Annotated in this window: 5 protein-coding genes; 2 read left to right on the top strand and 3 right to left on the bottom strand. The window is 72.0% G+C overall.

The window, feature by feature from the left end:
- The 3 genes from AB0H87_RS37615 to AB0H87_RS37605 all read right to left on the bottom strand — a co-directional run.
- On the bottom strand, positions 1-1,006 hold a 1,006-nt coding region (locus AB0H87_RS37615), incomplete at its 3' end, for a hydantoinase/oxoprolinase family protein (RefSeq protein ID WP_360157196.1).
- An 18-nt stretch (positions 1,007-1,024) separates the two neighbouring features.
- Complete coding sequence (locus tag AB0H87_RS37610) at positions 1,025-2,227, bottom strand: CoA transferase (protein ID WP_360157193.1); 1,203 nt, start codon at positions 2,225-2,227, stop codon at positions 1,025-1,027.
- A complete protein-coding gene (locus AB0H87_RS37605) occupies positions 2,224-2,886 on the bottom strand; it encodes a GntR family transcriptional regulator (protein ID WP_360157190.1) in 663 nt (220 codons plus the stop codon). The genes AB0H87_RS37610 and AB0H87_RS37605 overlap by 4 nt, the downstream gene beginning before the upstream one ends.
- A 138-nt stretch (positions 2,887-3,024) precedes the next feature.
- Here AB0H87_RS37605 and AB0H87_RS37600 point away from each other — a divergent pair, with 138 nt between their 5' ends.
- Positions 3,025-3,951 (top strand): hydroxymethylglutaryl-CoA lyase, encoded by a 927-nt coding sequence (locus tag AB0H87_RS37600; protein WP_360157187.1) that lies wholly within the window; start codon positions 3,025-3,027, stop codon positions 3,949-3,951.
- Positions 3,952-3,953: 2 nt separating this feature from the next.
- Complete coding sequence (locus tag AB0H87_RS37595) at positions 3,954-5,054, top strand: Zn-dependent alcohol dehydrogenase (protein ID WP_360157184.1); 1,101 nt, start codon at positions 3,954-3,956, stop codon at positions 5,052-5,054.
- The last annotated feature ends 137 nt before the right edge of the window (positions 5,055-5,191 follow it).

The raw sequence follows: 5,191 nt of genomic DNA, 5'->3' as shown, positions 1-5,191 counted from the left end.
GCTCCGGCACGTGGGCGATCGAGCCGCCGCCGGCGCCGACCGTCCGCACGTCCACGGAGGCGGAGCGGACCGTCAGGTCGCCGACCCGGGTCTCCCGGCCGACCCGCGGCTGGCCGGACTCCACCAGCGCCACGTCGGTCGACGTGCCGCCCATGTCGAAGGTCAGCAGGTCGGTGTAGCCGGCCTGGTTCGCCGCCCAGACCGCACCGGTGACCCCGCCGGCCGGGCCGGAGAGCAGGAGCGAGACCGGGTTGGCGGCGGCCGCCGCGGCGCTGGCCAGGCCGCCGTCGCTGCGCAGGATGTACAGCTTCTTGTCGATCTTGCTGAGCATCTTCTCCAGGTACGTGGCGACCTGCGGCTGCACGTACCCGTTGGCGACCGTGGTGATGGTGCGCTCGTACTCGCGCAGCTCGGGCAGCACGCGCGAGGAGACCGAGACCGGCACCCCGGGCAGCTCCTCGGCGGCGATCGCGGCGACGCGCTCCTCGTGCCGGCCATCCACATAGGAGTTGATCAGCGCGACCGCGAGGGCCTGGATTCCGCTCTCGCGCAGCGCACGCAGCTTGGCGCGGATGTCGTCCTCGTCGAGCGGGACGATCACCTCGCCGTCGGCGCCGATCCGCTCGACCGCCTCGACGGTGAGCTCCAGCGGCGCCAGCGGTTCCGGCTTGGGCCAGATGATCCAACCCGCGAGGCCGCCGGGTACGAACGACCGGGCGATCTGCAGCACCTGGCGGAACCCGGCGGTGGTGACCAGGCCGACCTTCGCGCCCTTGCCTTCGAGGATCGCGTTGGTGGCCACGGTGGTGCCGTGCAGCACCTGCTCGATCGCGTCCAGCGACGTCGCCGCCGCGGCGCAGACCTTCTCGATCCCGGTCAGCACGCCCACCGACTGGTCCTGCGGGGTCGACGGGGTCTTGGCGCGGAACGATGTCCCACTGTCTTCGTCGATCAGCAGGACGTCGGTGAACGTACCGCCGACGTCGACGCCGAGCCGGTAGCGCATGCTCGTTGCTCCTCTCCCTCAGATAACCCCGGCTGCGTGCAGCCGGTTCAGGTGGTCCTCGTCGAGACCCAGCAGGCCTCGGTAGATGTCGTCGTTGCTCGAACCGAGCGCGGGTCCGGTGGACCGCACCTGGCCCGGGGTCGCGGAAAGCTTGGGAAACACGTTCTGCATGGCGATCTCGCCGAGGCCGGGATCGGTGAGCCGGACGATCGCGTCCCGCGCCGCGAAGTGCGGGTCGGCGAACATGTCCTTGGCGCGGTAGATCCGGCCGGCCGGCACACCGCCCGCGTGCAACGCCGCCAGCAGCTCGTCCGGGTCCTGGTCCGCGGTCCACTCGGCGATCAGCGCGTCGATCTCGGCCATGTACTCGCCGCGGGCACTGTGGGTCGCGAACCGCGGGTCGGCGGTCAGCTCGGGCCGGCCCATCACCGCGGCGAGCCGGCCGAACACGGTGTCCTGGTTGGCCGCGATCAGCACGCTCTCCCCGCCCTTGGTGGGATAGACGTTGCTGGGCGCCACGTTCGGCAGCACCGGGCCGGTGCGTTCGCGCTGGTAGCCGGTGATCTGCCACTCCGGCAGCATCGACTCCATCATCGCCAGCACCGACTCGTAGATCGCGGCGTCGACCACCTGGCCCCGGCCGGAGCGCTCGCGCTCGTGCAGCGCGACCAGCGTGCCGAGCGTCGCGTGGATGGCGGCCAGCGAGTCACCGAGCGAGATGCCGGCCCGCGACGGTGGCTCGTCGACCGAGCCCGTCACGTACCGGATGCCGCCCATCGCCTCGCCGATCGAGCCGAAGCCGGCGCGCGCGGCGTAGGGACCCGTCTGCCCGTACCCGGTGACCCGGGTGACGATCAGCCTGGGGTTGATCTCCCAGAGCTGCTCGGGCGCGAGGTTCCAGCGCTCCAGCGTGCCGGGGCGGAAGTTCTCCAGCAGCACGTCGGAGTGCTTGACCAGCTCGCGGACGAGCTCCTGCCCCTCGGCGCTGCGCAGGTCGCAGGTGACCGACTTCTTGTTGCGGGCCACGACGGGCCACCACAACGACTTGCCGTACGGCTTCTCCCGCCCCCACTGCCGCATCGGGTCGCCCTTGGCCGGGTCCTCGACCTTGATGACCTCGGCCCCGAAGTCGCCCAGCAACTGGCCGCAGAACGGGCCGGCCAGGAGCTGACCCAGCTCGACGACGCGGACGTCGCTCAGCGGCATGGTGCGTACGGTCATGCGTTCTCCTCAGGGGTTTCGTCGTCCCGGCGACGCTTGCCGAGCAGGGACGCCCGCGCGGAGAGCAGGTGCGCGTGCATCACGGCCTCCGCCCAGTCGGGGTCGCGGGCGCGCAGGGCGGCCACGATCTCGATGTGGTGGTTGACGCTGCGCTGCCGCGCCGCGGGGTCGAACGAGTGCAACGTGCGCAGCAGCACGGCGCTGTGGATCAGATGGCCGACCGTGCTGGTCAGCACGGCGCTGCCGGCCAGGCCGTTGAGCGTCGCGTGGTACTCGGCGTTGAGGCGGTAGACCTCGTCGAGCTCGCCGGCCTCCGAGCGCTCCTTGAGCACGGTGGCGATGTGGTCGAGCTTGTCGATCTCGGCCGTCGTCGCGGCCTCGGCCGCGTTGCGGGCGGCCAGGCCCTCAACGTGGGCGCGGATCTCGAAGATCTTCTCGAGGTCCTTGCGCGGGTAGTCGATCACCCGGGCGCCCTTGTTGGGCGTGATGTCGACGAGTCCCTCCGCGGAGAGGCGACGCAACGCCTCCCGCACAGGGGTCCGGCTGACGCCCAGCTTCTCCGCCAGCTCCACCTCGCCGAGCCGCTCCCCGGGCACGTACTCGCCGCCCAGGATGCGCTCCCGAAGTTGGTCGACCGCGCGGTCACTAGCTGCCGTCAATGTGGCCTCCGTTCGCCTAGTTGCATACATCTAGTCGATGCTGCGTCGCGTGGACAAGGGTCCGAACCAATAAATCTTGCCGATTGCATACATCTCTTCGGGGTGTTAGACAGAGCCATGCCTTCCGAACGTCCCCTGGTGGACGCTGCGGGTAGCGCCGTGGAGATCGTCGAGGTCGGCCCGCGCGACGGGCTGCAGAACGAGCGCACCCTGGTGTCCACCGCAGCGAAGATTGCATACATCGAGGCACTGGTCGCGGCCGGAGCCCGCCGGATCGAGGCGACGAGCTTCGTACACCCGAAGCGGGTGCCGCAGATGGCGGACGCCGAGGCGGTCATGGCGGGCGTTCCGCGCTCCGCCGGGTTGAGCTACATCGGACTGGTCGTCAACGAGCGCGGCCTGGACCGGGCGCTGGCCGCCGGCGTCGACGAGGTCAACGTCGTGGTCGTCGCGACCGAGACGTTCAGCCAACGCAACCAGGGGATGTCGGTGGCGGACGGGCTCCGGTCGTTCGCCGCGATCAGCGCACGGGCCCGGGCCGCGGGGCTGCGGGTGACCGCGACCGTCGGTGCCAGCTTCGGCTGCCCGTTCGAGGGCGAGGTCGCGCCGGCCGCGGTCGCTTCGCTCGTGCGGTCGTGCGTCTCGGCCGGGGTCGACGAGATCGCGCTCGCCGACACGATCGGCGTCGGCGTCCCGGCCGACGTGGCGCGCCTCGTCTCCGCGGTCCGTGACGTCACCGAGCTGCCACTGCGCTTCCATTTCCACAACACGCGCAACACGGGGTACGCCAACGCGCTGACCGCGGTGGCCCTCGGCGCGGCCGCGCTGGACAGCAGCACCGGCGGCATCGGCGGCTGCCCGTTCGCACCCGCCGCGACGGGCAACATCGCCACCGAGGACCTGGCGTACGCGCTGCGCCGCTCCGGGGTCGCCACGGGCCTGGACCAGTCGCTGCTCGTCTCGGCGGCGGCGCTGATCGGTGGGGAGCTGGGCATGGAGCTGCCGGCACTGTTGGGCCGGGCCGGCGACTTCCCCGCCGGGCTCTCGCCGGAACGGGAGGCGTGAGCATGCGGGCCGCCATCATGACCGCGGTCGACGCGCCGCTGGTCGTCGACGAGGTCGCGCTGGACCCGCCGCGGGCCGGCGAGGTGCTGGTCGACATCGCCCACTGCGGCGTCTGCCATTCCGACCTGCACTATCTCGACGGCTCGCTGCGCACCGGGCTGCCGGTGATCCTCGGGCACGAGGCGGCCGGCGTGGTCGCCGCCGTCGGCCCGTCCGTGACCGACCTGAAGCCCGGTGACAAGGTCGTGCTGACGATGGCGCCGTCCTGCGGGCGCTGCTACTGGTGCGCCAACGGCGAACGCACCCTCTGCCAGCGGTTCGCCGGCCTGGTCGGCGGGGCCTTCCCGGACGGCTCGACCCGGCTGTCCTGGCAGGGTGCGCCCGTGCGGCGCGGGCTCGTGCTGTCGGCGTTCGCGGAGCGGACCGTCGTCCCGGTCGAGGCCGCGGTGCGGATCCCGGACGACATGCCGACCGAGATCGCGGCCGTGATCGGCTGCGCGGTGCAGACCGGGGTCGGCGCGGTGCTGAACACCGCGCGGGTGCCGGTCGGCGCCTCGGTGGTGGTCAGCGGGTTGGGCGCGGTCGGGCTGTCGATCGTGCAGGCGGCGGTGATCGCCGGCGCGACGACCATCCTGGCCGCGGACATGAACGCCGCCCGCCGCGCCGAGGCGCTCCGGCTGGGCGCGACGCACGTCGCCGACCCTGTCGCGGAGCCCGTCGACAAGCTGGCCCGCTCGCTGACCGACGGCCGGGGCGCGGACTTCGCGTTCGACGCGGTCGGCCGCGGTGCGGTGGTGGAGACGCTGTTGAAGGCGACCCGCAACGGCGGCACCACCGTCATGGTCGGCATACCGTCCACATCAGACACCGTCTCGGTGCGCGCCCTGGTGCACGCGTTCTACGAGAAGAAGCTGGTCGGCTGCTATCTCGGGTCGGCCAACCCGCACCGCGACTTCCCCCGGATCCTCGACCTCTGGCGCGCGGGACGGCTCGACCTGGCCGGCATGGTCACCGCCAAGCGGCCGCTCGCCGAGGTCAACCTCGCCCTCGACGACCTGCGCCGCGGCGCCGGCGTCCGCACCGTGCTGGAGATGACCGCATGAGGTACGACAGCGCCTTCGTCGACGGCGCCTGGATCCCCGTCTCGCACGACGCGCTGACCCTGGTCGACCCGGCCACCGAGGAGCCGTTCACCGAGCTGGCCCTGGCGGGCCCGGCAGAGGTCGACGCGGCGGTGGCC

This window comes from Asanoa sp. NPDC050611 (assembly GCF_040654855.1).
Taxonomy (GTDB): domain Bacteria; phylum Actinomycetota; class Actinomycetes; order Mycobacteriales; family Micromonosporaceae; genus Asanoa.
Note: the sequence above shows the minus strand (reverse complement) of the source record. Positions and strands in the feature narration are given on the sequence as shown.

Coding starts and splice junctions, on each gene's coding strand:
- AB0H87_RS37610 (WP_360157193.1), bottom strand. CDS start 2,227: ATGACCGTACGCACCATGCCGCTGAGCGACGTCCGCGTCGTCGAGCTG.
- AB0H87_RS37595 (WP_360157184.1), top strand. CDS start 3,954: ATGCGGGCCGCCATCATGACCGCGGTCGACGCGCCGCTGGTCGTCGAC.